The sequence below is a fragment of the Alkalihalobacillus bogoriensis ATCC BAA-922 genome, assembly GCF_000621445.1.
GTDB classification, from domain to species: domain Bacteria; phylum Bacillota; class Bacilli; order Bacillales; family Bacillaceae_F; genus Bacillus_AO; species Bacillus_AO bogoriense.
This window is the reverse complement of record NZ_JHYI01000006.1, coordinates 392,398-419,075: the sequence shown is the minus strand read 5'-3', so window position 1 is coordinate 419,075 and position 26,678 is coordinate 392,398. Positions and strand designations below refer to the sequence as shown.

The window sequence follows — 26,678 nt, the reverse complement described above, 5'->3', positions numbered from 1 at the left end:
CCTTATTAGAGATCATCTACTTTTGTATCTGAATAAATGGCTATTAGAATGACTGATTTTTTGTCTCCAACGTTTTTTACCATATGTGGAACACTTGCATTCCAACTAAAAGAGTCGCCTTCTTCTGCGATAATTGAGTCTTCTCCTTGTTCAGCAAGTACTTTCCCCTCTAGTACTAAATGAACTTCCTCTCCTTCATGTGCATGGGGTTCATCTTCCCCGATGGCAAATCCAGGTGGAGATTCAACGATCATCATTCGTAAAGGACCTTTTGACGTGATATGTTCAATGTGTAAATTTTTTAACGACGAGCTTCTTCTATCATCTTTTCGAACGACACGCATGTGCTGTTTTTTTTCTAATAATAGGTAGGGCAGTGGCACCTTCAGAAACTCTGCTATTGTATTTAAAGTGTTAATGGAAGGTGACGTATTGTTGTTTTCGACGTTACTTATAAAGCCCTTCGATAGCCCGGTTCCTTCACACATTTGTGCGATCGTAATTTTTTTTCTGTTTCTAATTGAACGAATTTTGGACCCTATATCCAACCTATTCACCTCTATATGTTTTCTTTTAGGAAACTTATGTTAATAATAGCAAAAACATTGACAGTCTACAAGTCTATTGTTACTATATAGAAAACTAATATTCTTATCGTGAAACAAATGAGTTGCTTTTATTTTTGTGCTTTGGTTTTTGAATATGAATATTTTATTCTTATTATGCTTCCTTTCACATAGATTAAGGCGCCAACTGTTTAGAACATTGAAATGAGAGGGGGAGCATTAACGGATACGAATAAGATATTGGTTTGAAATAATTTTCTATTACTTTAGGAGGAATTATAATGATAAATAAACAAGATATTGGTGCACTATTACTACGAGTGGTTTTGGGGGTTATTTTTATCGGACACGGTGCAAGTAAATTTCAAGATGGTATTGGAAATATTGCTGGGTGGTTTGATAGCATTGGATTGCCTGGATTCTTGGCTTATATCGTAGCAAGTATTGAGTTAGTTGGTGGAATTGCGATGCTTCTAGGTTTGGCCACACGTATCATAGGGGGACTTTTTGTCTTAGTGCTTTTAGGGGCTATTGTGACAGTACAATTAGCTACAGGTTTTATTGGAGGTTACGCGTATGATCTTGTGTTACTGGCAGTATCTGCGTATTTCTTATTAAACGGAAGTAAGCTCTATTCTTTAGATTATTATATTTCAAAGGCAAGAAACAAATAATAAAAGGGCTCAGGCCTATCGGGTGAAAAAGATGAAAAATATGAGATTTATTTCAATAATAATCATTTTTACTATTATAGTGGTACTTTTTTTATTTCTAAATAAGGAAGGACACAATGAAGAAATGACTATGGAAACTTATTCAGGAATCATGGAACCTAGAATTGGATATGTGGAGCTGCAAGTCTCTGACTTAGACCGTTCTTTAACTTTCTATCAGGAATTAATCGGGTTTCAAGTACTAGAAAGAGATGAAAAAACAGCAAAACTTACAACAGATGGAATGGTACCGCACCTTTTATTAAAAGAAGAGGAATCATTTGTTGAGCGACCATTAAAATCAACCGGTTTGTATCACTTTGCAATTGTCGTGCCTACTAGAGAAGATTTAGCTTTATCCATAGTACATTTACTGGAAGCTGGATATCCAATACAGGGTGCTTCAGACCATCAATATAGCGAAGCAGTTTACCTAGCAGATCCTGATAGTAATGGAATAGAAATATATGTGGATAGAGATTCTGAACAGTGGGAAAGAGACGGTAAAGGTGGTTATGTCGGAGGTACTGCGCCATTAGACGTTGATGATTTATTCGCTGAAATAAAGGGAAGTACATGGAGTGGATTACCTAGCGGAACAAGAATTGGTCACATGCATTTACAGGTATCAGATATAGAAGAGTCCGAAACCTTTTATGTAGAAGGACTTGGACTAGATATTGTGGCCAAGGATTCCCATATGCTTTTTGTATCCAAAGATGCATACCACCATCATATAGGGATGAACACTTGGTCAGGAAAAGGGTTACCTGCATCTCCGGAAAATGCATTAGGTTTAACTCATTTTACTCTCCATTTTACGGAAGAAGAGTATGACCGTGCAAAAGAGAATCTAGGCAGGCTAGGATTCAATTTTAGTGAGGACAATCAAGAAATTACTGTTGAAGATCCTTCTGAAAATACAATTAAAATTAAAATCAAAAACTGATATGGGTGTTTTCGATTTTATTTATATGAAAAGACATAATGATTAATGGTTTCTTCCGAAGCTATTAAATGGTGAATACACTTGCGTGGATAAGTGAATAAAAAACCTGTATTTAAAATTACTGTGTAATTAAGATATAGGTTTTTTATTTAAGAATGAACCGTTATGCAGCAAACAATGGCAATATAATTGATAGGTGAGAGAAAACACTAGTTTTTAAAAAGTGGATTGGAAAGCACTTAAAATGGTCACTTTAAGGGAAGGTTGTAAAAATAATATTAAAAAACCCTGACTCATCCTTAAATAATCTAATCACAAAGGAGAAGCATTAATATGCAAACAACTTATGATTCTAAAGTTATTTCTGTCCTAGAAGATAAAATTCAGCTAATTGAAACAGATAAAGGGTCAATTTATCTAGTAGGTCCGATTCGACTTCCTGTTAGTTTGGATAGAGAAACAGTCGTATTTCAATGGTATTGCTGGTTAAATTGTGACGAAGTAACCGCAGATTACGAAGGAATTATTACTAAGCTAGCGTCTGCAAATTTAGCTGAATTACAGCAATCGAGTGTTTTAGTATATGGAAATCTTGCAAATGCAGATGAAGCAATCATTAGAATGCATTCTATCTGTCATACCGGTGACATATTCGGTAGTAAACGCTGCGATTGTGGCTTTCAATTAAAACTGAAGAATATTGTTGAACATGGAACAGGTGCTTTATTTTACTTAGCAAATCATGAAGGAAGAGGGATTGGTCTATTTAGTAAAGCTATGGCCTATATTTTACAAGAGAACGGGCTTGATACCGTGGAAGCTAATGAAGCTCTTGGCTTTGTGGATGATTCTAGAAACTATTCAGATGCCATTCAAGTTCTAAAGGCACTTCGTTCAAAACCAGTTACGTTAATGACAAATAACCCTAAAAAGTTGGAAGCTTTAAAAAGTGCTGGGCTTACAGTATCAGAAAGAAAACCATTGTGGGGGGATGTTTCCGAATTTAATGAGAAATATATTCAAACTAAAATAAGCAAATCTGGTCACATAGTGGCTGAAGGGACATGTTGTAATGACTAGAATGAATTATTTGGAATTCCATTATGAAAGTGCTAAAATCTTATCAGTGCTATTTAGAATGAATTAATATGGATTAGTAGGGAAAGTCCTGTTACTTTACTTGCTATAATAGTTACACTATTGTTGTTCTGTATCAGTTCCAGTTACCTTAATCCACTCTTTTTCCATTTACTGCTCAGTACTAGGATACTGTTCAATAAAGAATGATATTCCTCAAATTGGCATGGTTTCAGAATTCCCAGCAAAATGCTTAGACAAAGATAAAGTTAAGGATACCAGGAATGTCGATCGTTTTCCCGTGAGAAAAAGGAGGAAATAAAGTAATTCATTAGAATTATTGAGATGTATGCCTGTTAGTTTAATACGTTTATTTATGTGAACTGACCACGTGCATTCACCCAAAAACTTCACAAAAGTTCACATTTGATTCTAAAATGGCCTCTTTTCGTAAGGTTAACCTTAAAAATCCCTATTTTAAGCCGTTTTCCCATACTTTATTTTCTTAGGTTGACTGGCAGCATAGAGGTCAGCGGTTCGATCCCGCTATGCTCCACCATACATATTGTTTATAACGACGCGGTTTCTCACCATGATGAGAAGGTGTGTCGTTTTTGATTAGTGGTTAGAAAGGCTACAATAAAAATTGAGCAGAAAAGTAGTTTTATCTAAAGCGAAAATGCAACTCATTTTGCAGTATCGTTAGAGGAAGGACGTTCTCGTTAATAGAATTTTTATAATAAAAAGTGTCGAAAGTTACTGGTACAAGTGAACGGATAAAAATATAAAGTGACTGTTACACAAGGACACTTTTTGAATTGAGGCGATAAGATTGAAAAATACATTAGAAATCAAAACATTTGTTTCAAACCACATTCCTGAATGGGGATATTTATCGAAGGTAGAGGAATCCTATTTGCCGATCGACCACCCTTTAGCTGAAATGGCTGCAGTAAAGTTGCTAGAGTATGAGGAAGATTATTTACCTGGTTACTTAGAAATAAAAATTAATGGAGAGGTACTATTTGAACGGAAAGATATAAAATTAGGTCCTCCCTTGGAGCTTGCTCCGGTTGATACGGAAACAGATGATGTAGTCTCTGCATGGTCGAGCTTTCTAAGAATCCTCCATAAAAATGCAAAAGACACCAGTTATAATATTGAATTAATAGGAATTATGGATAATTTAACGATTAGTAAAGAAAAGAAGGGGTATCAGTTTGTTCTAACGGATGATTATGAAAATATATTAAGTGAATCTGATGTGTTTTTAAAAGAGGATTTATTGGTTGCAATTGCCGTTGGAGTTAAGCAATTTGGGGAATTTACTACTAAAAACACGCTAAAGTTCGGCAAGGAGATTGGGATTGAGATACTGTTAAGTGATATTAAAGATTTACTCAAAGATTAATCCTTTAAATAAAAATTAGCTATCTCTACTTTTATTTGTAGGTCCATAAAGACCTCGTTGGAACAGAGTGCCGAGGAGATAATATTTATCGTGCTGCCTTTAATCAGTTACGACAAAGTTTCTCGGCATCTAAAGAGACTTTTTTTTTGAATCTTTCCTCAGTATACCTTCAAACATCTATACGAAAAAACACTACAATGCCTCTGACGGGATTCGAACCCGTACTCCTTTCGTAAGCATAGGTTAGGGGGAACACGCTTCCCTACGGAATTTCACCGACAGGAGTTCCACCTGTCTCAGCTAGTATGCTTTTCGGTGCTTCTGAAACCCTTACCTTGCGACCCGGTGCTACAATTGTTTTCCGGCGCTCTTCCCTTCTAGAGCTACAGAGGCGTTAAATAAATTATATTCCGAGTGATTGTAAAGAATCAATTAAATTATTCGTTCTTATCTGGTAATTTTTTGTAGTTTAGTTTACAATCCTTATATAAGAGACGTATTAGGAGGGATAATTTATGCCACTTTTCTATGTAATCTTATTTTTTGTAATTATATCTACAGGAATTCAACTAGTTCAATATAAGAGTAACAAATCACATTTCCACCTAAAATTTCTTACTGTTTCACTTGGTTTAGGTCTTGTAATAGGTTTGATAGGCATGTCATTGATATTGGGAGAACAGTCATTTATTTTTATTGGCTTAGGTCAACTATTATTTACAGCTTCATTAATCAGTATTATCATTTCTTTAGTTTTAGATCATTTTCTAAAGCCGATAAAACAGGAAGTTTGATAAGCGACTCTAAGATAACGTAGACGAACAACCTATACAATTCAGAGAACATATATTGTCCCTGAATTAAAGACTAAATTGGTGTAGGGAAAGAATATGGTAATGTAAGTTTTATAAAAAAAAGCAGTAGAAGGGACTAGCCCACCTACTGTTTTTTTTAGTTATTTTCTAACTGCTTTAAAAATGTAATGAACAGGGCTACATCCAATACCTTCTCTTAGATACGGCTCCTTGTACTAGTATTATTGGGTAACAAAACAACAAATGATTTCTCCGTTTTATTTTTTTGATCAACATATACCCTTCCATGGTGAATTTCGATTATCTTTTTTACAATAGCTAACCCTAAACCATTTCCACCGATTTTCCTATCCCTCATACGATCTACTTTATGAAACCTACTAAAAATACGGTCTTTTTCTTCCGGTGGTATCGGTATTCCATTATCTTTAAACCGTACTTCGATATACTCTTGTAACGAGCTTACAAGGATACTAATTTTTCCACCTTGAGGAGTAAATTTAATTGCATTCGACATGAGGTTGATCCAAACTTGGCTCATCAAATCTTCTTGTGCAAGTAGCAATGTTTTGTCTGCATTCATTTCAACTTGAAGATTTTTTTTTGCCCACTGAGGTTCTAACGCAAATACAGTCCGGCGGATTTGCTCTGATATATCATACTCAATAGGCGAATAGTTGTGTCTATCAGAATCAAGCACAGTCAATTTTAATAAATGATCACTCAACCTAGAAAGTCTATCACTTTCACTCTGAATAATCGTTAGTGCTCTTTGTCTATCCTCTTCAATGATGTCGCCTTTTAGAAGCATAGAAGAAAATCCTCTTATTGAGGTTAATGGCGATTGAAACTCATGTGATACGTTCGCTACAAACTCTTGTCTTTCTTGTTCTAAATGACCTAATTCATTAGCCATCTGATTAATATTTTCAGACAAACTACCCAATTCATCTTTACGTGTTGTTGGTAAGCGAACATTGAAGTTTCCCATCGATATTTCCTTTGCTACTCTTGTCACTGCGTTCACAGGTCTTACTAAATAACGAGTGGCTACGAGTACTAACATTATTCCAGTTATTAAGATAAGGCTCAGAAGAGTTAGTAACTCTAGAAGATCGCCTTCTGGATAGTCATCGGTTATTGTCATGTGATAGACAGTCCCTTCAAGATTCCAAGGGACTGTATAAGCTGTCATAGCCAAATCACCTTGATTTAATTTTGTTTCTTCTGTTAGGTTAAAGGTTTGAATATGATTCGTCTCTGGTTCTACCAATTGTATTGACAAAGAAGAAGCCTTTGATAAATTTTCCATAAAAGTTTGAAAATCGTTTGGCTGAGTTTGTTCATATAACTCGAAGATTAACTCGGCTTTTTCATGGAAAATTTGTTCTTGGTCCTGACTTACTTTTTCATAAAAGATAAAGAAAGTCACAACTACACTAAAAACTACACTAAATATCAACACTCCTAAATAGATACAAACAGCTCGTACATATAATGTTTTAAACATGTTTAGTCTCCAACCGATAACCTAGCCCTCGAACAGTCACAATTTCAAAGTTGTCGGTCAGCTTTGAAAAGCGTTCTCTCAACCGCTTTACATGAACGTCGACAGTCCGCTCATCTCCTTCAAAATCAATTCCCCACACATGTTCAATTAATTGCTCACGCGTTAAACCACGATTAGGATGGGCTGCTAGTTTAAACAGTAAATCGAACTCCTTAGGTGGTAGTCTTATAGACTTTTCACCAACCCGAACAACACGCTCTCTATTCATATATACATTTCCAATTTGTACAGAATAACCATTTTCCATTCGAAACCTCCGTAATAATGCCTTGATTCTATATTTTAATTCTACTGGGTCAAATGGCTTTACTAAATAATCGTCTGTACCTGACTGAAAGCCTTTTATCTTATCTCCATTTGTTCCCTTCGCCGTCAGCATAAGGACTGGGATGTCATAGTATTGCTTTATTTCACGGCAAACATGCAATCCATCCACCCCTGGGAGCATAATATCCACAATAGCAGCATCGATGCGCTCACGGTTTATAATGAGGAGAGCTTCCGTTCCACTTTCTGCTTCGGTGAGGTCATAACCATCTACACGAAGCGCTAGCTTTACTAACTCTCTAATATGTGGGTCATCATCAACAACAAGCAATCTACTCATAAAGAATTCCCCTATATCATTTTTTTGAACTAATGACTCTTTTCTTTTAACTGCTCATCAAAGAAGTGTTGCAAAGCTTGATTAATTTTTGCTAATAAAATTGGGTCGTATTCAGCTAAATCAAGAAATTGAGAGTACAACATAGCGTCTGAAAAGCTAAGGTGATCAGCTTCTTCAAAAACAACTGTGACTCCTTTATTTTTTAGTGCACTTTCCCTTCGCTTTCTTTCGTCTGCAGCAAATTCAATAGCCCACTCTGGATATTCAGCTTTTGGTACAGGATCCCCGCCTTCCTTATCAAGAAGGATCATTTCCTCAGAACCAGCTAGGAGCATAAGAGGATGAGCAAGGCCTTCCTCGATTAGTGGTCCAAAGAAGAAGCCATCCATGTTGGCTCCTGCGATGATTTTTGGCTCAAGATTCATGACCTGAGCTGTTGTAGCACCTCCGAAAGAATGACCAAACATGCCCATACGTGATAAATCTAGGCTTCCTGTCAGCAGTCCGTGTGGGTCGTTTTCATTGATTTCTGTAATTTTTTCAATCGCAAATAAAGCATCTTCTACCCATATTATTATTTCCTCGTCGATAAGCTCATTCTCTTCTGGCAAGCTCATATCTCCTTTAGCCACTCGTCCTCCTGGAAAGACTGTAGGGATTTCCGAATGGTAGGGATGTTCGATACCGAATACAATATAACCTTGACTAGCCAATTCTTCTATTATACTTGTATACATATAGGGAGAAAAGCCAAATCCTGGTGAAAATACTAACACAGGAAATTGTTCTTTTTCTTTTGAGAGGGGCGCATCTGAATACGAATGATTTTCCGCTTGAAGCCAAGAGTAGAGGGTCATTCGTAAATCTATAGAAAGATTTTCACCTACTCTTTTTGTGTCCTCTGAATCTAAAGCATAGGGAGCTTTTCTAGCGTCCTTATCCAACTCAGCTGGATACCATACCCGAACCATCAGCTCTCGGTGGTCAACGGGAGGATCTGCGTAAGGTTCCTCTCGATTTGAATCTACCCAATGATAATTGGTTACCCCCACGGCATAAGGTCCTGTTGGTGCAGGAATTTTTATAATTGGGAAAAAATAAAGGGTAACGAATAATGTAGCAGTTAAAAGTAACGTACCTATACCCCCAACGGATATTCTTTTCCATAAACTCGGCTTGAAATCTAATGATTTCTTGTTTTTCATCATACTAATAACAACTCCGCCGCCAATTAATACAAATACTACATAAAGCGGGATAAGCTGAAATCTAAGGCCTTCTACCATTACATGGAGAATGAATAAGACAACTCCAAGTACAACTAAAGCTACACTCTTTTTGTTATTCGTCCATAAACGAAACACATATCCATACACCATCAACCCAGTCACAATAAACAAACAAATTTCGAACAGTTTCATCGTCTATTACTCCCTTCCATCTATTTCATAAAGAGAATAACAGAGGAATATGAACAACAAATGAACAACGAAGATATTTTGTTTATCCTAAAATAAATAAAGGAAAATAGCTAAACTAACACTCTAATGGTACAACAAAAAGTGTATTGACAGTAACTTGTTTGAACACGCCAATTTCTCGAACTATAATAAAGGAAACTAGAGAAGGAAGGGCTCAATCATGGCGAAGCATAAAATTTATACAATGAGTTTTGCAAACGTCTATCCCCATTATGTAGCAAAGGCAGAGAAAAAAGGTCGGACGAAAACTGAAGTAGATGAAATCATCTGTTGGTTGACGGGGTATAGTCAAGAGCAATTTGAAGCACAATTGGAAAAACAAACAAATTTTGAGACTTTTTTTGAAGAAGCCCCCCGACTGAATCCTTCGCGAACGTTAATCAAAGGTGTCGTCTGTGGTGTCCGTGTAGAAAACGTTGAAGAGCCAACAATGCGAGAAATTCGCTATCTAGATAAGTTAATTGATGAGCTGGCGAAAGGAAAGGCGATGGAGAAAATATTACGAACATAATGTGTGTTTCATCTTTGCAATAAGTGGGAATTTTAAAGGAAACGATTAGTGGAGGGAATTATGAAGCATCAAGAGACGATTTCAAACATGACGTTGGAACAAAAAATTGCTTTATGCTCTGGTCAATCTTTCTGGGAAACTAAAGAGTTCAGAGAATTAAGCATACCATCATTGTTTTTAAGTGATGGGCCTCATGGACTCCGCAAACAAGAAGGGGAAGGGGATCACCTCGGACTGAATTCCAGTGTAGCAACAACATGTTTCCCAACAGCAAGTGCAGTGAGTGCTACATGGGACGTGGAGCTTATTACAAAGATGGGGGAAGCGATCGGAAAAGAAGCGGTTAAGCTAGGTGTGAATATTGTGTTAGGACCTGGAACGAATATGAAAAGAAATCCACTTTGTGGTCGTAATTTTGAATATTTCAGTGAAGACCCTTTTCTTTCTGGAAAACTATCTGCCGCTTGGATTCATGGCTGCCAAAGTACAGGGACAGGTGTATCGTTAAAACATTTTGCCTTAAATAACCAAGAGCTAAAGCGAATGACAACGGATGTCATTGTTGATGAACGTGCGATGCGAGAATATTATTTGCCAGCTTTTGAAATCGCGGTGAAGGAAGCAAAACCGACAACACTCATGTGTGCCTATAACAAAATAGAAGGTACATATTGCAGTGATAACAAAAGATTACTCCATACTATTTTACGAGAAGAATGGGGCTTTGATGGAGCTGTGATGACGGATTGGGGCGCTATGAATGATCGGATTGATGCGTTCAAAGCCGGTCTTGATTTAGAGATGCCGAGTAGCAAAGGCAGTTTTGACAAAAAAGTAAAGGTAGCTGTTGAAAACGGTAGCCTTGATGAGTCTGACATTGATAACTGTGTGGACCGACTCCTCACGTTGATTGAACGAACGACAAGGCAAAAGAGTGGGGCTGTAACAGAAAATGTGTTTGAGGACAATCATGAATTGGCAAGACAAATTGCGCAAGCCTCTGGTGTGTTGCTAAAAAACAATGACATTCTCCCGTTAGAAAAAGAAGCGAAAGTAGCGATCATTGGAAAATTAGCGGAATCCCCGAGATACCAAGGAAGTGGATCATCCCAAGTCACTCCAACAAAACTTGTCAGCTTACTTGATGGAGTTAAAACTTATACAAAGGATGTCTCTTTTGCAGAAGGATACACGATAGAGGATCATGTCGAGGAAGCTCTTCAAGATAAGGCTGTGACCCTTGCGGAAAAAGTAGATGTTGTCATCCTATGTATAGGACTTACAGATATATTTGAAAGTGAAGGCTTTGACAGAACACATATGCAAATTCCACAAAATCAAATTCAATTATTACATGCGCTTTCTGAAGTGCACACGAATATCGTTATTGTTGTTGTCGGGGGCAGTGCGATTGAAATGCCATGGGAAAAGAAAGGGAAGGCCATTCTTCATATGCAACTTTCCGGCCAAGCTGGGGGACAGGCGGCAGCTGATTTGCTATTCGGTGCTGTCAATCCGAGTGGTAAATTGACGGAAACGTACCCATTAACATATGATGACGTCGTTAATAGTACCTATTATCAAAAAAATCCAAGACAAACGCCTTATTTGGAAAGCATGTATTGTGGCTATCGGTATTTCACATCGGCTAACAAAAAGGTGAGATATCCGTTTGGGTATGGATTGTCCTATACATCTTTTGACTATTCCGAAATGAAAATACAAAGAAGTAACAAGGGAGAAATGACGGTAACAGCTACTATAGAAAATACAGGACAACGGGCAGGCCATGAAGTTGTTCAGTTATATGTTTCTCCACAAACAGTGGGTGTTTATCGGCCGAAACGAGAATTGAAAGGTTTTGCTAAGCTTTATCTTGAACCTGGGGAAAGTAAAGAGATTGCCATACAATTAGATACGAGGAGCTTTGCTATTTATGATGAAAGACAATCAGACTGGGTTGTAGAAAGTGGATCGTACCTCCTTCAGCTTGGAGCGAATTGTGAAGATATTCGATTAGAAGAAAACATAAAGGTAGACGGAGTTAACCCGGTGCGAAGTGACTGCAGTGACTGGTACTATACGTTACAAGGAGAACCAACAAAAGAGGATTTCTTAACGATACATGAGCCATATCCAGAATATGTACCGAAAACAAAAGGAACATACGATTTATCAAATTCGATAAATGAGATGAAAGAAACAAGTTTAGTATGTAGGTTAATCTTCAAAGGGATAGAAAAGAGAATTGCGATGCAAACCGGTGGCGAAGTCGATTACAAAAATCCTGAGTTTAAAATGCTAATGGATACATCATCCGATCTTCCTCTGAAAAAAATGCCATTGCTCGCACCAGATCAAATGTCATTTCCTGTTGTTCATTTTATTTTGGATACAGCTAACGGCCAGTTATTTCAAGGATTAAAGAAGTTAATAAAAAAACAAGTATAAATAGATGCGTCTGACCCTATTTCGTGAATACATTGGGGGCAGGCGCTTTTTAATTGAGTATGGAGCGGAGAAGGTTAGCTTTCTATTGAAATTTCTTTTATAAGTGAAGTTTGCCTTCCAAAATTTAACTGAAACGTTTATGATTAAAGTGAGAATCGGATTATAAAGGAGAAACGTATGAAGAAGCTCCCGAAAAAAATAGATATACTTTTTAAAATGTTAGTTGTCGTCATTTTACTTTTTGTTATTTTTGTAATCGAGTCTCACAAAGAAGTAGAAGTTTCTGAAGGAAATGAAGATAGTGTTAATCATAAACAAGTAGAAACATTAGAAAAAGATATAGTTTTTGAGTATTTACCGATGACAATGCGATTAGATGAAGGGTTATTTAATTCAAATTTAGTCTATTCTCACATATGGTCAAGTTTTGTAAATAAGTTAGAAGAGGACAGGTTACTAACGAAAGCTTATAATCCAAGATTTCAGTTTCTAGAAGGAAATGAAGAGGATGAGTTTGTCGTTGCTGCTATTTTCCACGTGTTATTAGGAGAAGACATCGAACAGACAAATTGGGGTAATATTGAAGAGAACCGAACCGTACTTGATCTAGTTTGGAAATTGTTCATTTCTAAGAATCAAGATGACACATATACATTAGAAAAAATTGAATGGGACACGAATAAATTCATTGGTCTTCCTTCTGTTCAAGATAAAATAGAATATGAGACTGAAGTAGGGTTAAATCAGAAAGAAGATTTGTTTCGTTATGAAATTGTAGAAGACACATTAAAAGTTACATATAATGACGGTGGAGATTGGTTAGATGTACCTGTTGAAATTTCAAGATTGTTTGAAGGAGACTATAACGGGACACAACATGTTTTAATAGAGGGTAGTTATGTCATAAGTCCAGAGAGAACAGCATTTGTAATCGGTGGAGATCAAGAGCTACGATTATTACTAACAAGAAATCAGGGGGCGACATGGGAGGATATTTTTATAACAAGGGAAATACCAGGGGTACGATTGCGTTTGCTTGGGTTCACCTCTGAAGACGACGGGTATTTAATTGCCACAGGTTACCGTACAATGACAGTGGAAGGACACATTATATTTAAAACAAATGACGGCGGATATTCTTGGTATAAAGTCACACCTACTAGTGGAACATCTCTCGTTACGAACGGGAATTTTATCAATAACGAGTTAGGTTATCTTTCTTTTGGTTATGTGCTTTATCGAACAGATAATGGAGGAGAAAGTTGGCACGAGGCCGACGTTAGTATCCCGGAAGAATTTAAAGAAGTATTCACTGTTTATGATGTCCCTATTTTTAACGGAGATTACGGTGTCCTTTTAGTAAATCAAGGACAAGAAGGAGATTATTTAGGTGGCACGGTTGTTGCTAAAATGATTTCAAATGATCAAGGACTAACTTGGTCATTCGACGGATTGGTTGATATGGATGGCTTTTTTAGTCAAGATATGATGCAGAATTATTAATTGGTGATTTATAAACAGAGTATTGTGGGAAAGGCTATGAAACGATAAAAAATAGTAGGTTCTTTTCTTGTCATTTCCGTAACGGACATTTATTCCGCTATTTCGTGAAAAACCCCCGTTTCTCAATTTGTATCGGGCACCTGTTCCGTTAATTGACCAATTTAAGGACGGAAAACCTCATTTTTACCGATTTAGCGGAACCAATGTCCGTTAGCAACTGACAAACGTGACTTTTTCTAGAAATAGCGGAACAGAAGTCCGTAAGAACTTCAAGCTGCCGATACATGATCGACAGCTTGAAGTTCTTTTTTAAACAGAAGAAACAATATGTTGTAAAGTTTCGTTAAGCTCTTGTTTATTCCCTCCACAATAAAAAGCGGTGACTAAATCATAGCCTGTATTCTTATCGATTTCAAAACAACGGTGTGGGCCCATATCATAGACAAACTGACGTTGTTCCTCGCCTTTCCACGCATCTAGGACTTTAAATTGTCCTAAGTCAAATAACTCCCGAGTTCCGCTTTGCGCTAATTCCATAAACTCTTCTCTTGAGACTTCTCTTAGTGCCACAAGTTTTTTGTTCATTGTATTTTAAACCTCCAGTAAAATTAACATTAGACCATTATTATAAAACGTTTTGAATGAAAAGTCGTGTGAAAAGATTGGAACTGCTTTCAATATGGAAGGCGTATTAACACTCTCATCCTGCGTTTGAGGCAGATACGATTGGACACTGTACAAGGCTAGCGCATAGTTTATGAATAAAGATGATTGATTTTGTTTAAACGTAAATATAGAAGGTAGGTGAATTCCTTGGCAGAAGAAAAAGTGGTCATCAAAATTAATGATAATGGCTCAATCCGAGTGAATGGTGATGTCGAACTCGTTGATGGTGAGGGCAATCCATTTAAAGTAGGAAAGAGTTTTTCTCTTTGTCGCTGTGGTCAATCGAGTAAGATGCCGTTTTGTGACGGAACACATAAAACGATCACATTTCATAGTGCACCAAGAGCAAAAGAATAAATGATAAAAAACCTCGGCATGACGATTTAATTTGTCTCCTGAGGTTTTTTGTATGTATAAAGTGAATCCCGACGAGCAGCAATAGGAAAGTTACAGCTCAAAAATACATTTGACTAAAAAAGGAAATATTGTTATTATTTTTATAGACCGACAGTCGGTCTATAAACGGAGGTATGAAAATGCGTATTGTTAAAAACCCAGAAGAAAGAAGAAATGAAATATTAGATGAAGCTGAAATTCTTTTTACAACAAAGGGATATTCGGAAACGACAATTAAAGACATACTTGATGCGGTAGGGATAGCGAAAGGTACGTTATATTATTACTTCAAATCAAAGGAAGAAATTATGGATGCCATTGTCATGAGATTTATAAATGCCGGAGTCGAAATGGCAAAAGCCATTGCAGAAGAACCGAGTATGGGAGCGCATGAAAAAATAATGAGCATTTTAATGGCGCAAAAGCCAGATACAGGAAGGAAGGCAGAGATGATCGAGCAATTGCATAATGTCAATAATGCCGAGATGCATCAGAAAAGTTTAGTTGAAACGATTCATTGTCTGACGCCAAAACTGACGGATGTTATAGAACAAGGTATTAAAGAAGGAACATTTCAAACTCCGTATCCTAAAGAAACCGTAGAATTTTTATTAGTGTCGTCCCAATTTTTATTTGATGAAGGTATTTTCCAGTGGGAACCAAATGAACTAGCAGAAAAGGCGGTCGCGTTTATTCATATTTTAGAAACGACGTTAGGGGCTCAAAAAGGGAGCTTTCACTATGTGTTAGACGTTCTTGCTCAATCTCATACTGAAGTAGGTGATTCGAATGAATAAAACGGAAATCGCAATAAAAGTATCTGAACGATCGGGTGTGCACATTGAAGATTGCATTAAAGTGATAACAGAGATGGAAGAAGTGGTAAGTGAAGAATTATCTAAATCGAAAAATATGACAGTAGCATTAGAGCAAGTTTCTCAAATTCTACGACTTTTTACAGCGAAGGGGTGAACTGGAATGGACAACATTATAGTCGTTGAAGATTTTGTTAAATCATACGGAAACTTTAACGCTGTGAATCATGTTTCTTTTACTGTGGAAAGAGGAAGTATATTTGCTTTTTTAGGGCCAAATGGAGCAGGAAAAAGCACAACAATAAATACACTTTGTACCATTGTTGATAAAACATCAGGGACTTTACTAATTGATAACATGGACATTAGTGTAAAAAAAGATGCAGTGCGTAAAACAATCGGTGTTGTGTTTCAGGATGCGACGTTAGATGTAAAAATGACAGTCGAAGAAAATTTGAAAATGCACTGTTATTTTTACGGGATTAAAAAAGAACTGATTCACGAACGGATAACGTTTGTCCTTTCCATTGTTGATTTACTAGATTGGAGAAAAGCCATCGTAAGTAGCTTGTCAGGTGGGATGAAACGAAGGGTAGAATTGGCGAGGAGTCTTCTTCATTTTCCAAAAGTGTTATTTTTAGATGAGCCGACCACAGGTCTTGACCCACAAACAAGAGCTCATATTTGGGACTATATTTGTAAACTTCAAAAAGAAAGAAACATGACGATTTTTCTTACAACTCATTATATGGAGGAAGCAGAAATTTCCGATAAAGTAGCGATAATAGACAAAGGTAAAATTATTGCATTTGATACACCAGAACACTTAAAGAAACAATATACAAAAGACAGGGCGAAAATTATATCCTCTCAGCCAGAAAGCTTACAAGCACTGTTACAATCAAACGACCTCCCTTATAAAAAAGAAGAGCAAATTTTCTACATTGAGATAGCAGTTTTGGCAGTCTTGCTCGATATTATTGCAAAACATAGAGAGCTTATCCAAAGTATTGAAATTAAAAAAGGAACACTACAAGATGTATTTCTGGAATTAACAGGAAGAGAAATGCGGGAAGGGGTCATGAAATGAGGGTCATTTATGCCATATGGCTTCGTCATGTGAAATTGTTTTTTCGCAATCGAGTACAACTTGTCCTTATCGTCATTATGCCGTTTTTCTATATGTATTTATTAAGTACAATCTTTCAAAGTGTGTTTATTGAAAACCCAATGTATTATGTTTTAACTGGGATTATCATGATTGTTGTTTTTCAAACATCGTTAAACGTCTCTACTACTACGATCGATGACATTGTTTCTGGTTATATGAAAGAAGTGCTAGTTAGTCCAGTCAAGAGAGGATATATTGCAATTGGTCAAATCTTGTCATCTACTACGATTGCCACATTTCAAGGAATCATCATCTTAGTTTTTGGTTATTTCATAGGATTAACCTATCATTCTATCCTTACTCCCATTTTTACAGTTGTGTTTATGATTTTCACTGGTCTTGTTTTTTCAGCCTTCGGACTATTCGTCGCCACTTCAGTAAAGAATGCACAGACCTTCCAAATAGCCACAGTAGCGATTACTACGCCCATTACCTTTTTGTGTGGTGTTTATATTCCACTTAGTCTTCTACCAAATGCATTACAAGTCGTTGCTTTATTTAACCCAATGACGTATGCGGCTGCTTTTTTTCGAACGTTAAGTTTGGAGAAATTTTCTCTAACGACAGAAGAGTTAGTAGCAGAACAACTTGCTTTTCAAATCAATCATTTTATCATTACTCCACAAATGAGCATCCTGTTTATTGTCATCTTTGGGATTACATTTTTTATTCTTGCTACGTTAGCCTTTACAAAAGTAGATTTTACTAACATTCACCGTACTGGTGGAAACAAAGATATATTTCAACAATAGTTTCGGAAACCAATAAGCTGAGGTGCGAATATGCTGCAAAAGCTAATAAAAAAAGATATAACACAAAATAAAGTCATTCATATCTCTTTGTTTACTTTCATCCTGTTGTCCGCCATTCTTATGTCAAGTGGTGTTGGTATCGTATTGAATGTAAGCCAATCGAACGAACAATTAGTGACAAAAGCGAAAGCACCGGATTTTGTTCAAATGCATGTTGGAGAAGTAAACCAGGCTATGATTGATGAATGGAGTATTGCCAATCCACTTGTTCAAGAACAACAAACCGTAGAAATGGTCAATATTAATGGGTCTGCATTATTTTTAGGAAATAGCCATACCCCAGAAAGTAATAGTGTGATGGACGTTAGTATCGTGAAGCAAAATCAAGACTTTGACTTTCTCGTAAATGTGGACAATGAAATGGTTGAAATCGAAAAAGGTGAGATTGGCGTACCGATTTTTTACAAAGAAAAAAACCAAGTACAAATCGGGGATACAGTTATAATTCGAGACGGAAAAATAACAAAGCAGTTCACGATCGGCTATTTCATTAAAGATTCACTTATGAACCCAGCGATTATCCATTCCAAACGTTTTTTAGTACATGATGATGATTTTGAAGAATTACGAAATACAATTGGTGAAATTGAATATTTAATTGAATTTTCATTGCATGATAAAAGTCGAATCGCTGATTTCCACAGTATGTACCAATCTTCTCCATTACCGCAAACAGGGCCAGCTGTCGATATTCATTCTATTATGTTACTTTATACCGTATCTGATGGTATGGTCGCCATGCTTCTTATTGTTGTTAGTTTTCTAGTCATTGTCATTGCTCTTCTTTGTACACGACTTGTTATTGTCGCAACGATAGAAGAAAGCTATAAAGAAATAGGAGTTTTAAAAGCGATAGGAATCAAGCAGAGTGATATTCACAAACTTTATTTGTATAAATATGTTTTAATTGCCGGTGTTGCTTCTGTCATTGGCTTTAGTGTATCTATCGTCTTGCGTCCGTTTCTCATCCAAATGATAGCAAGTTCTGTTGGGGAGCCTACAAACCGAGTCATCATTGAAAGTATAGCTTTTCTTTCCTGTTTATTCCTCTTTCTTGTCGTTGTCCTATTTTGCCGTCTTATGGTTGGCAAATTCAAAAAAATATCTGCCATCGATGCACTTCATGTTGGAACACTAGGTGGAAGTGTGAAAGGAAAGCGTAAATCTATCTTTTCACTTAGAAATAATAGATTTATTGATGTGAATGTTTTTATCGGAATTAAAGCGGTTGTAAGCCGAGCAACGCTGTATGTTCTCTTAGCCTTTGTTTTTGTTTTAAGTACAATGATGATTTTAATTCCGGTCCATGTCTTAAATTTGATGCAAGCACCAACAGTTACAAGTTATATGGGAATCGGAAAAAGTGATGTTCGCATTGACATCCAGTATTCAGAAGATATGAATGAACGCTTTCAAGATATCATCGAAAACTTAGAAATGGATAATGATATTTCTCAGTTTTCTCCTATGCTGACAAGTCAATTCAAAGTGAAAAATAATGATGGTGTGTTTGAAAATATCAATATTGAGTCAGGGGACTTTTCGATGTTTCCACTCCAGTATATGGAAGGAGATGCTCCAACTATAGAGAACGAAATTGGTTTATCTTATTTACTTGGAAAAGAGCTAGAAAAGAAAGTAGGAGACAACGTTATCATTGAAACAGCTGGAGGAGAACTGCATTTGACTGTTAGTGGGATTTACCAAGATATAACTCATGGAGGCCGGACAGCTAAAGCGATGTTACCGGTTCGTCTTGAGGAAGTCATTTGGTCTGTTATCAATATCAATGTTAAAGATGGCGTTCATATTTCACAAAAACGTGCCGAGTATAGTCGCTTGTTTTACCCAATAAAAGTCACGAGTATTGAAGAGTATTTGCACGAAACATTGGGAGAAGTTATTGCACAACTAAGAACAATGACCATGATATTCATTGTTGTGGCGACATGTCTAACCTTTGTCATTACTTTGTTGTTTATGAAAATGCTGCTCGCAAAAGAAGCTTCACAAATTGATATTATGAGAAGCATCGGTTTTTCTAAATATCAAATCCAAGTGCAATATGTTACACGAATTATGACAATTTTCGTTTTAAGTCTCTTAGTTGGTATAGTCGCATCGAATACATTCGGTCCATTTTTAGTAAGTAGTATATTGTCATTTATGGGTGCAGCAAAAATTGAATTTATCATTAACCCATTCCAAACCTATGTCTTAGGACCATTTATACTGCTGGCAACTGTTATCACAGCTACCGTTATAAGTATACAAACGATCCGAGCAACAAAAAAATAGAAGGGGAGGTAAAAGGATGAAAACCATTTTACGAGCGGAAGAAGTTACGAAACGCAGCGGGGATACTACAATTTTAAATCGAGTAAATATTGAAATCAAAGAGGCAGAATGTGTGGCTGTGATGGGGCCATCTGGCTGTGGTAAATCAACGTTACTGTATAATATAAGCGGAATGGATGTCATAACTGAAGGCTCAGTGACATTGATGGAACAGGAACTTTCTACTCTTTCGGAAAAAAAGCTCTCACAATTGCGGCTGCATAAAATGGGGTTTGTTTTTCAACATATCCATCTTTTGAAAAACTTATCACTTATGGATAATATTGTGCTGCCAGGATATTTGGCTAAAAACGAAAGTAGAACAACCATTAATAAAAGGGCAATGGAGCTCATGGAAAAGATGGGGGTTTCTCATCTTGCCAATCATGATATGACGGAAGCCTCGGGAGGTCAGTTGCAAAGAGTAGCGATTTGTCGTGCATTAATTAATAACCCAGCCATTGTATTTGCGGACGAACCGACGGGAGCATTACATTCAAAATCGACAAATGAAGTTATAGACTTGTTAGTTAATGCCAGTCAGTTAGGGACGGCGGTTCTCCTTGTCACTCATGATGTGAAAGTAGCGGCTAAAGCAAATAGGGTTTTGTTTATGCTAGATGGAGACATTGTTGGGGAGACGCGTTTTACAAAAGATGGCGATCGAGTCGAAAATCTTAAAGAGAGAGAGGCTACATTAACGAAATGGTTAATGAAAATAGACTTTTAAAGATTAGTAGGGCGTAACTCGAAACAATCGGACATATAATCCTTTATTTCGTGAAAAAGAGTGGGTTTTGGAATGTTATCGGACATCAGTTCCGTTAAGAGGGTGATTTCGAGATGTAAACTTGCTCTGGTAAAGCAAATAACGGAACAGAAGTCCGAACGGAATCTGAAAACAGGGTAAAACCTTAAAATAGCGGAACAAATGTCCAAAACGAATGAAAGGAAAGAAGCCTGGCAAGAGATTATGCCGGCTTCTTTTCTATTTTCCTACAATGCAAGTCGGTACGTTCGAAGCCGTTTGTTGCCACTGGCAACAGTAATGATGTTTTCATTAAGAAGGTGTTGCAATATTCTTCTAGCATGGCGATCGCTAATATTTAAATGGTTGGCTATTTCTATAGGGCTAAAGGGCCTAGGGATTCGTCTAGCATAGCGGATAATTTCTGCTTCTTGCGATGAAAAAGTCGAGGGTACTTGAATGGATATGAATTTTCCAACAAAAGCTAACATAAGTTGTCGGCATAGTTCAGGTTCTTCCTTGATGGATAAATAAGCAATCGGTAAAATCGTCCATCCTTCCAATGCCAGTAAAGAATGACGCCAGCATAAATCTTTAAAGCGGGTCACATTAATATCCCGAGCATGGGGGCCGTAGCCTTGGATTTCAATACAACCTTTTGCACCGCTTCCAGGCAAATATGCTAAGTCTAAATAGCGATAATTGTTATTATAATCACGCACCTCCCACTCTGGATAAAGATGATTGAGATTTCCGAAAGTCGGAAACCAAATGGTACGGAGAAATTCAATTGTCCCATGACCAAGCCCTTTTTCTAAATACTCTCGACGACGTTGTTTTTTTTCGTTAAGAATGTTTTCTTGATGCCACTGTTCTAATAAAACTTCAAACTTTACCACATCATTCACGTTCCTTTCGAATTGAATTTGTTAAGTGGAGAGAGTTTCTTAAGGTGAAATTGATAAATGAGAGGGGGGAGGAAAAACTATCGGACATTTGTTCCGCTATGTTGTAAAAAAGAGTGGATGTTGAAATGTTAACGGACTGATCCTCGCTTGATAACACGCCATTTTAGTGCTGTTTACGGAACAGAAGTCCGTTAAGCATGGAGAAGGCAAATTAACAATGAATAGGTTGTCATGATTCACTATATAAGGAAACATGTCTATCAACAAGACGAACTGCTCACATTTTTGATTATCACGTATATGAATATTTTGCTACGGCTTTTTAAATGCTATAAATAAGCGTTTTTGTAAGGGGAGATCGCGGTGGATTTACATTTCGTGTGGAAAGCGGTTGTTATCGTTATCGGCGGTGTATTAATATTACGGCTTGCCGGTCGGAAATCAATTTCACAATTAACTGTCGCTCAGACGGTGATGATGGTCGCTGTCGGTTCTTTGATTATTCAACCGGTCGGGGACAGGAATATTTGGATTACATTACTCATTACTTTGTTACTTGTTCTCACTCTCCTTTTGATTGAGTATTTAGTGCTTAAATTTGATAAGCTTGAAAGTTTTCTTTATGGTAAATCAGTTATTGTTGTCGAGGACGGAATCCTTCACGAAGAAAATTTACGGCAGCTACGTTTAACGGTAGATATGCTTGAAGTGCGATTACGACAGCAAGGGGTCCAGCATGTAAGCGACCTTCAATGGGCAACAATCGAATCAAATGGGCAATTAGGATATATGTTAAAACCAGCAAAGCAATACGCAACAAAAGAAGATATCGAAATGCTTAAATCTATGATTCAAGCATCAAGCTCTGTGCCACTCGATTACTCATTTACGAAGAAAAAAGAAAGAGATAATGTTTTTACAGAAGTAAAAAATAAAGCTCATCCTATCTCACCTCCGAAACAATTGAAATGAGGGAAAACATGAACGGAAGAAGAAAATATCAAAGATTTGCAATAGTTTTTGGAAAATGGGTTTTTCTTGGAGCAATTATCGGTGCTATTGTGGGATCGACAACAGCATTATTGTTAGAGATGAATGATTTTTTAGGGGAAGTACGAGATGGAAGTAAATGGGTTATTTATTTCCTGCCGCTAGGAGGTCTTATCATTGGATATATGTACATGAACTATGGGAAAGTTTATGCAAACAATAAAATGAATGATGCGGCGGATCTGAATAATTTAGTCATAGAAGCTGTTCACGGAAAGAAAACAATTATGAGAAGAATGGGGTTCATTGTTTATATTGGGACATTTATTACTGTTTTATTTGGAGGCTCTACTGGACGGGAAGGAGCCGCTGTTCAAATGGGCGGAAGTGTAGCTGAAGCAGTCAATCGTTTTTTTAAAGTTCCACCGATTGACACGAAGTTGATTTTAATGAGTGGTATTAGTGCAGGGTTTGGTGCGGCATTTGGAACACCGATTACAGGAGCCGTTTTTGGGATGGAAATGGTTGCGCTAGGGAAGTTGAAATTTGAAGCCGTTGTACCGTGTGTTACGGCTAGTTTTATCGGACATTATATAACAGAGAAAGCATGGAATGTTGAGCATGAAAAGTTTCTATTACAAACTATTCCCCAAATGTCGGTTACAACTGTAGTAAAGGTTATTGTATTATCAGTTTTGTTTTCACTTATAAGCCTTGCATATTGTCAATTGCGGCATTGGATACAGAAATGGACGGAAAAAATATTTCAAAAAAATCATATGAAACGAGCATTTGCTGGGGGGGTGGTCATTGTAGTTTTAACTTTGATACTTGGGACAACGGATTATAATGGCCGAGGATTAGATATGCTTGAACAATCCTTTACTGAAGAAGTTCCACCGTTTGCTTTTCTGGCAAAACTACTCTTTACAGCCATTACACTTGGTACTGGATTTGTTGGTGGAGAAGCGATTCCACTATTTTTCATGGGTGCAACATTTGGAAATGCACTTTATCCGTTCCTCAATTTACCATTATCTTTTTTAGCCGCTTTAGGAATGATCGCTGCCTTTTGCGCAGGAACGAACACACCAATTGCAGCGTTTTTGTTAGCCTTAGAAATGTTTGATGGACAAGGTGTAGAATATTTCTTTGTTGCATGCATTGTAAGTTATTTATTTTCCGGACACCATGGATTATGGCCGGTACAAACGATGTTTGAACCGAAAAGTCGATTGTTTAATATTGAAAATGGACAAACAATTGGACAAGTTGAAAAAAATAAATAATAAATTTGAACAAGAAGAGAATAGAAAGAGGAGGTGTCTTTCGTATGAAACAGAAACAAAGGTTTGAGCGAAACTTTTTAATCGTTACAACAGGAATCTCAATTTTGTTATTGCCTTTTGCTATTTTTAAACGTTCGTTTAAAGATTGGATGATCGTGTTTCTAGTAGGCTGTGCGGGAAATACGATTATTGATCGTTATTTTGTGTCGAAAGGGTATTTAAAATATAAAGTAAGACCTCTATCATCGAAGTTTTCAATCCATTTGCCTTTTGATACTATTCATTATCCGTTAGCTTTATTGTACTTTAATCAATGGACTTTAAATAGCAAGCCATTCGGAATACTAGTAAAGCTTTTAGTTGTGATTGTACCCCAACTAGTAATTGAAATGATTGCAGAAAAAAGGACCGATTTAATCACATGGAAAAAAGGGTGGAAGTGGTACCACTCGTTTATCGGAATGGCTTTGAAGTTTTTAATTTGTCGAGCTATTATTGCAGGTATCCGTGTTTTAAATACGAAGAAAGTTTCAATTTAATGAATTAAATGCTCAGCGATGTAAGTTCAGCAGTTTTACATTATGGTGTAGTAGCCACGGTACACAATGATTTCCTTCGTGTTAGGGTCAGACTTCTACACTTTCTTAACGTTGTTTCGTATAATAGACGTACTGATATTGGAATGGGAGACAGTACGGTATGAAAACTCAACAAGAAGTAGAAGATTTCATCTATCATTCATATTTACGAGCACGTCCGCATCTTATTCATGAAGAAGATGAATTCGTAAGGAAACCACAGTTTACTCGAACATTGCTTGATGAAATCGGTGCACCTGATCAAGGTCAAAACATTATTTTGGTGACAGGGAGTAAAGGGAAAGGGTCAACTTCTCGATTTATTTCCTCTTTATTAAGTTATCATGGCTATAAAGTAGGGTTGTTTACATCACCGCATTTAGTTGACTTCAAAGAGCGGATTCGAATTGATGGTAAAGCAATAGACGAGACGGATTTCATCAAGTATGCTCTAAAAATAAAAGCGAGTGTCGAAAAGATTGAACAATCATTGCCACCTTCGGAATATCAAGGACCAGTTGGGATTACATTGGCGATAGCACTCTTACACTTTAAAGAGAAGCAAACCGATTATAATGTCATCGAATGTGGCAGAGGGGGTGCTTTTGATGATACAAACGTCCTTTCAAACGAATGGGCCGTTATTACCCCGATTATGGAAGAACATATGAAACAGCTCGGTCCAACCCTTCCCAATATTGTTAGACATAAGCTCGGTATTGTTAAAGAAGAGACAAAGTTTGTTTATGTGAACAACCAACGAAAAGATGTGCTTCGGCAAATAAAAGAGGTTATGACAAGAGAACATGTAACATACAGTGGGACTCATTTTAGTGTGGACAATATTTCCCTTTCACCAGAAGGAACCATGTTTGATGTCAACACAAAAGCGAGACGGTACACTAATATTACAGTTCCATTATTAGGAGAATACCATGCTAGAAATGCGGCATTGGCTGTGGCGTTATGTGAAGATATCGTAAAAAAGAAATTGGACCTTTCCACAGTTCACGAGTGTTTTTCCAACATCATTTGGCCAGGTCGATGTGAAGTTGTTGGCCAAAATCCTGTTATTTTGTTGGATGGAGCAATTCATCGTGAAGCAGCGATATATTTACAAGATGTAATGGATGTACTGAAGGAAAAAAAAGACCTCGACGTGATTTCCATCGTTAGTGTTCCAAAAGATAAAGATTATAAAGGAGTAATGGAAGTCGTTTCTCGCTTTTCGAAAATGCTCATTGTGACAACACCTGACAAAAGTCATCTTGAATTCCCGACAGAGGCGATTCAAGATGCGAAGGCTGTTTTATCTAATAGTATAGAATGTTCTTCATTAGAAGAGGCGCTTACTTTCGTTACAACAAAGGAGCAAACCGATATTGTTCTTGTTGTAGGAACCCAAACGTTTATCGGAAATGCAAAACGACTTCTTGGTCAGTCATTACTTGATATTGGTCGATAATGGTGAAAACGATGTAAAATCGCCTCACGATAAACATGAGCCACTTCGTTTTCAACAGACGGATTCGCTTTCACATACTCATCCATCATTACTTGGTCGTTTACTTCAATGACACGTAAACCATTATTAGTATGTAAGATGTCAATCGAACAAAAATCTAATTGTAAAGCGGTCGAGGCTTTTTTGGCCAGAACCGCTAAATCAGCTTGTAAAGGCTTTGCTATCGCTACAGGTTTGGCGCCGCCGATTAAATTATGTTTCCAAGTTGTTGTCCTTTGTTTTCCAATAAAGAGTTTTGGCTGTTGAAAAAGAGTAATGATACGGTATTCATATGTAGCTTCATAAAACGGGCTAATCGCTACATTATATTCCAAAGAGAAAATAGTATTTATTTTTTGGTCTAGTTCTTCAGGCACGTCAATTTTATAAACATGGTTTCCTTGAGCCCCGGTATCAGGTTTGACAACGACTTTTTGATTCCACTTAGAATACCATTGACGACCTTGATGAATAGGGTCATCCGTTGCAAAGCGAGAAAGTGTGTTTCGCAAAAATACATGTTCAATAGCAGGAACCTTATGTGCAGCTAAAACGGAATAGGTTGCTGATTTACTTTGTGCAATTTTCATTGACGCACTGTTATTTAATCCAATTTCTACATCATGCATTAAAAAAGAATCATTGTCTTTTTGAGCAACATAAAGGTAATCTGGAACGATTTCTTTGAAGGTGACACCGTCTTTTTGTACAGATTGTTGAATAAGAGATAAATATCGTCTTGTCGTCATTACTTTTAATCCTTTCCAATGGTTATATTCCTTTTCGAAAGTGAAAAAGATCCTGAAATTC

26 protein-coding genes are annotated in these 26,678 nt (G+C 36.9%); 19 read left to right on the top strand and 7 right to left on the bottom strand.

Features of this window, described 5'->3' with window-relative positions; genetic code table 11:
• Positions 1–5: 5 nt before the first annotated feature.
• A complete protein-coding gene (locus T323_RS0101990; RefSeq protein ID WP_026671796.1) occupies positions 6–548 on the bottom strand; it encodes a helix-turn-helix domain-containing protein in 543 nt (180 codons plus the stop codon).
• 299 nt (positions 549–847) lie between these two features.
• Here T323_RS0101990 and T323_RS0101985 point away from each other — a divergent pair, with 299 nt between their 5' ends.
• The 5 genes from T323_RS0101985 (at position 848) to T323_RS29485 (ending at position 5,510) form a co-directional block, all read left to right on the top strand.
• Entirely contained in the window at positions 848–1,240 is a 393-nt protein-coding gene (locus T323_RS0101985) for a DoxX family protein (RefSeq protein ID WP_026671795.1), read from the top strand.
• Positions 1,241–1,370: 130 nt separating this feature from the next.
• The gene (locus T323_RS0101980) at positions 1,371–2,228 is read left to right on the top strand and encodes a VOC family protein (RefSeq protein ID WP_051556306.1); all 858 of its coding nucleotides are present in this window, start codon (positions 1,371–1,373) and stop codon (positions 2,226–2,228) included.
• Positions 2,229–2,561: 333 nt separating this feature from the next.
• Complete coding sequence (locus T323_RS0101975; RefSeq protein ID WP_035177263.1) at positions 2,562–3,308, top strand: GTP cyclohydrolase II; 747 nt, start codon at positions 2,562–2,564, stop codon at positions 3,306–3,308.
• Between the two features lie 829 nt (positions 3,309–4,137).
• Positions 4,138–4,716 carry a hypothetical protein gene (locus T323_RS0101970; RefSeq protein ID WP_026671792.1) on the top strand — a complete coding sequence of 193 codons (579 nt, stop codon included), beginning with the start codon at positions 4,138–4,140 and terminating at the stop codon, positions 4,714–4,716.
• Positions 4,717–5,375: 659 nt separating this feature from the next.
• Positions 5,376–5,510: a hypothetical protein gene (locus tag T323_RS29485; protein WP_281175694.1), complete on the top strand. Its 135-nt coding sequence runs from the start codon at positions 5,376–5,378 to the stop codon at positions 5,508–5,510.
• A gap of 217 nt (positions 5,511–5,727) precedes the next feature.
• Here T323_RS29485 and T323_RS0101960 read toward each other — a convergent pair whose 3' ends face one another.
• The 3 genes from T323_RS0101960 to T323_RS0101950 are packed head-to-tail and all read right to left on the bottom strand — an operon-like array spanning position 5,728 to position 9,129.
• Positions 5,728–7,041, bottom strand: a complete 1,314-nt coding sequence (locus T323_RS0101960; protein WP_026671790.1) for a sensor histidine kinase — start codon at positions 7,039–7,041, stop codon at positions 5,728–5,730.
• Positions 7,034–7,708: a response regulator transcription factor gene (locus T323_RS0101955; RefSeq protein ID WP_026671789.1), complete on the bottom strand. Its 675-nt coding sequence runs from the start codon at positions 7,706–7,708 to the stop codon at positions 7,034–7,036. The genes T323_RS0101960 and T323_RS0101955 overlap by 8 nt, the downstream gene beginning before the upstream one ends.
• A gap of 29 nt (positions 7,709–7,737) precedes the next feature.
• Positions 7,738–9,129 (bottom strand): alpha/beta hydrolase family protein, encoded by a 1,392-nt coding sequence (locus T323_RS0101950; protein WP_026671788.1) that lies wholly within the window; start codon positions 9,127–9,129, stop codon positions 7,738–7,740.
• 220 nt (positions 9,130–9,349) lie between these two features.
• On the opposite strand from T323_RS0101950, the gene T323_RS0101945 reads away from it, so the two are divergent.
• The 3 genes from T323_RS0101945 (at position 9,350) to T323_RS0101935 (ending at position 13,654) form a co-directional block, all read left to right on the top strand.
• Positions 9,350–9,700 (top strand): DUF2200 domain-containing protein, encoded by a 351-nt coding sequence (locus T323_RS0101945; RefSeq protein WP_026671787.1) that lies wholly within the window; start codon positions 9,350–9,352, stop codon positions 9,698–9,700.
• A gap of 60 nt (positions 9,701–9,760) precedes the next feature.
• Positions 9,761–12,151 carry a glycoside hydrolase family 3 C-terminal domain-containing protein gene (locus T323_RS0101940; protein WP_026671786.1) on the top strand — a complete coding sequence of 797 codons (2,391 nt, stop codon included), beginning with the start codon at positions 9,761–9,763 and terminating at the stop codon, positions 12,149–12,151.
• Between the two features lie 177 nt (positions 12,152–12,328).
• Positions 12,329–13,654, top strand: a complete 1,326-nt coding sequence (locus T323_RS0101935; RefSeq protein ID WP_026671785.1) for a WD40/YVTN/BNR-like repeat-containing protein — start codon at positions 12,329–12,331, stop codon at positions 13,652–13,654.
• A 309-nt stretch (positions 13,655–13,963) separates the two neighbouring features.
• Here the strand turns inward: T323_RS0101935 and T323_RS0101930 are convergent, their stop codons facing one another.
• The gene (locus T323_RS0101930; protein ID WP_026671784.1) at positions 13,964–14,239 is read right to left on the bottom strand and encodes a hypothetical protein; all 276 of its coding nucleotides are present in this window, start codon (positions 14,237–14,239) and stop codon (positions 13,964–13,966) included.
• Between the two features lie 228 nt (positions 14,240–14,467).
• Between T323_RS0101930 and T323_RS0101925 the strand changes: the two genes are divergently transcribed.
• The 7 genes from T323_RS0101925 to T323_RS0101895 all read left to right on the top strand — a co-directional run bounded on the left by T323_RS0101925 (position 14,468) and on the right by T323_RS0101895 (position 20,581).
• A complete protein-coding gene (locus tag T323_RS0101925; RefSeq protein ID WP_026671783.1) occupies positions 14,468–14,677 on the top strand; it encodes a CDGSH iron-sulfur domain-containing protein in 210 nt (69 codons plus the stop codon).
• Between the two features lie 179 nt (positions 14,678–14,856).
• Entirely contained in the window at positions 14,857–15,513 is a 657-nt protein-coding gene (locus tag T323_RS0101920) for a TetR/AcrR family transcriptional regulator (protein ID WP_026671782.1), read from the top strand.
• Positions 15,506–15,688, top strand: coding sequence for a hypothetical protein (locus T323_RS0101915; protein ID WP_026671781.1), 183 nt, complete (start codon positions 15,506–15,508; stop codon positions 15,686–15,688). The genes T323_RS0101920 and T323_RS0101915 overlap by 8 nt, the downstream gene beginning before the upstream one ends.
• Positions 15,689–15,694: 6 nt before the next feature.
• The gene (locus T323_RS0101910; RefSeq protein WP_026671780.1) at positions 15,695–16,621 is read left to right on the top strand and encodes an ATP-binding cassette domain-containing protein; all 927 of its coding nucleotides are present in this window, start codon (positions 15,695–15,697) and stop codon (positions 16,619–16,621) included.
• Positions 16,618–17,454, top strand: a complete 837-nt coding sequence (locus T323_RS0101905) for an ABC transporter permease (protein WP_026671779.1) — start codon at positions 16,618–16,620, stop codon at positions 17,452–17,454. Before T323_RS0101910 ends, T323_RS0101905 begins: the two co-directional genes overlap by 4 nt.
• A gap of 30 nt (positions 17,455–17,484) precedes the next feature.
• Positions 17,485–19,812, top strand: a complete 2,328-nt coding sequence (locus T323_RS0101900; protein WP_026671778.1) for an ABC transporter permease — start codon at positions 17,485–17,487, stop codon at positions 19,810–19,812.
• A 16-nt stretch (positions 19,813–19,828) separates the two neighbouring features.
• Positions 19,829–20,581 carry an ABC transporter ATP-binding protein gene (locus T323_RS0101895; protein ID WP_026671777.1) on the top strand — a complete coding sequence of 251 codons (753 nt, stop codon included), beginning with the start codon at positions 19,829–19,831 and terminating at the stop codon, positions 20,579–20,581.
• Positions 20,582–20,847: 266 nt separating this feature from the next.
• Here the strand turns inward: T323_RS0101895 and T323_RS0101890 are convergent, their stop codons facing one another.
• Positions 20,848–21,498, bottom strand: coding sequence for a transcriptional regulator (locus T323_RS0101890; protein ID WP_026671776.1), 651 nt, complete (start codon positions 21,496–21,498; stop codon positions 20,848–20,850).
• A gap of 372 nt (positions 21,499–21,870) precedes the next feature.
• On the opposite strand from T323_RS0101890, the gene T323_RS0101885 reads away from it, so the two are divergent.
• The 4 genes from T323_RS0101885 (at position 21,871) to T323_RS27730 (ending at position 25,829) form a co-directional block, all read left to right on the top strand.
• On the top strand, positions 21,871–22,479 hold the full coding sequence (locus T323_RS0101885) for a DUF421 domain-containing protein (protein WP_026671775.1): 609 nt from the start codon (positions 21,871–21,873) through the stop codon (positions 22,477–22,479).
• A gap of 8 nt (positions 22,480–22,487) precedes the next feature.
• Positions 22,488–23,786, top strand: a complete 1,299-nt coding sequence (locus T323_RS0101880; RefSeq protein WP_035177258.1) for a voltage-gated chloride channel family protein — start codon at positions 22,488–22,490, stop codon at positions 23,784–23,786.
• A gap of 44 nt (positions 23,787–23,830) precedes the next feature.
• Positions 23,831–24,325 (top strand): CBO0543 family protein, encoded by a 495-nt coding sequence (locus T323_RS0101875; protein ID WP_026671773.1) that lies wholly within the window; start codon positions 23,831–23,833, stop codon positions 24,323–24,325.
• A gap of 160 nt (positions 24,326–24,485) precedes the next feature.
• Positions 24,486–25,829 carry a bifunctional folylpolyglutamate synthase/dihydrofolate synthase gene (locus T323_RS27730; RefSeq protein WP_026671772.1) on the top strand — a complete coding sequence of 448 codons (1,344 nt, stop codon included), beginning with the start codon at positions 24,486–24,488 and terminating at the stop codon, positions 25,827–25,829.
• On the opposite strand, the gene T323_RS0101865 is transcribed toward T323_RS27730, so the two are convergent.
• Entirely contained in the window at positions 25,802–26,617 is an 816-nt protein-coding gene (locus tag T323_RS0101865) for an ATP-grasp domain-containing protein (protein ID WP_026671771.1), read from the bottom strand. The two genes, T323_RS27730 and T323_RS0101865, sit on opposite strands and share 28 nt — an antisense overlap.
• Between the last annotated feature and the right edge of the window lie 61 nt (positions 26,618–26,678).

Coding starts and splice junctions, on each gene's coding strand:
- T323_RS0101985 (WP_026671795.1), top strand. CDS start 848: ATGATAAATAAACAAGATATTGGTGCACTATTACTACGAGTGGTTTTG.
- T323_RS0101975 (WP_035177263.1), top strand. CDS start 2,562: ATGCAAACAACTTATGATTCTAAAGTTATTTCTGTCCTAGAAGATAAA.
- T323_RS0101945 (WP_026671787.1), top strand. CDS start 9,350: ATGGCGAAGCATAAAATTTATACAATGAGTTTTGCAAACGTCTATCCC.
- T323_RS0101930 (WP_026671784.1), bottom strand. CDS start 14,239: ATGAACAAAAAACTTGTGGCACTAAGAGAAGTCTCAAGAGAAGAGTTT.
- T323_RS0101900 (WP_026671778.1), top strand. CDS start 17,485: ATGCTGCAAAAGCTAATAAAAAAAGATATAACACAAAATAAAGTCATT.
- T323_RS0101960 (WP_026671790.1), bottom strand. CDS start 7,041: ATGTTTAAAACATTATATGTACGAGCTGTTTGTATCTATTTAGGAGTG.
- T323_RS0101955 (WP_026671789.1), bottom strand. CDS start 7,708: ATGAGTAGATTGCTTGTTGTTGATGATGACCCACATATTAGAGAGTTA.
- T323_RS0101905 (WP_026671779.1), top strand. CDS start 16,618: ATGAGGGTCATTTATGCCATATGGCTTCGTCATGTGAAATTGTTTTTT.
- T323_RS0101920 (WP_026671782.1), top strand. CDS start 14,857: ATGCGTATTGTTAAAAACCCAGAAGAAAGAAGAAATGAAATATTAGAT.
- T323_RS0101875 (WP_026671773.1), top strand. CDS start 23,831: ATGAAACAGAAACAAAGGTTTGAGCGAAACTTTTTAATCGTTACAACA.
- T323_RS27730 (WP_026671772.1), top strand. CDS start 24,486: ATGAAAACTCAACAAGAAGTAGAAGATTTCATCTATCATTCATATTTA.
- T323_RS0101865 (WP_026671771.1), bottom strand. CDS start 26,617: ATGACGACAAGACGATATTTATCTCTTATTCAACAATCTGTACAAAAA.
- T323_RS29485 (WP_281175694.1), top strand. CDS start 5,376: ATGTCATTGATATTGGGAGAACAGTCATTTATTTTTATTGGCTTAGGT.
- T323_RS0101940 (WP_026671786.1), top strand. CDS start 9,761: ATGAAGCATCAAGAGACGATTTCAAACATGACGTTGGAACAAAAAATT.
- T323_RS0101880 (WP_035177258.1), top strand. CDS start 22,488: ATGAACGGAAGAAGAAAATATCAAAGATTTGCAATAGTTTTTGGAAAA.
- T323_RS0101895 (WP_026671777.1), top strand. CDS start 19,829: ATGAAAACCATTTTACGAGCGGAAGAAGTTACGAAACGCAGCGGGGAT.
- T323_RS0101915 (WP_026671781.1), top strand. CDS start 15,506: ATGAATAAAACGGAAATCGCAATAAAAGTATCTGAACGATCGGGTGTG.
- T323_RS0101910 (WP_026671780.1), top strand. CDS start 15,695: ATGGACAACATTATAGTCGTTGAAGATTTTGTTAAATCATACGGAAAC.
- T323_RS0101950 (WP_026671788.1), bottom strand. CDS start 9,129: ATGAAACTGTTCGAAATTTGTTTGTTTATTGTGACTGGGTTGATGGTG.
- T323_RS0101980 (WP_051556306.1), top strand. CDS start 1,371: ATGGAAACTTATTCAGGAATCATGGAACCTAGAATTGGATATGTGGAG.
- T323_RS0101935 (WP_026671785.1), top strand. CDS start 12,329: ATGAAGAAGCTCCCGAAAAAAATAGATATACTTTTTAAAATGTTAGTT.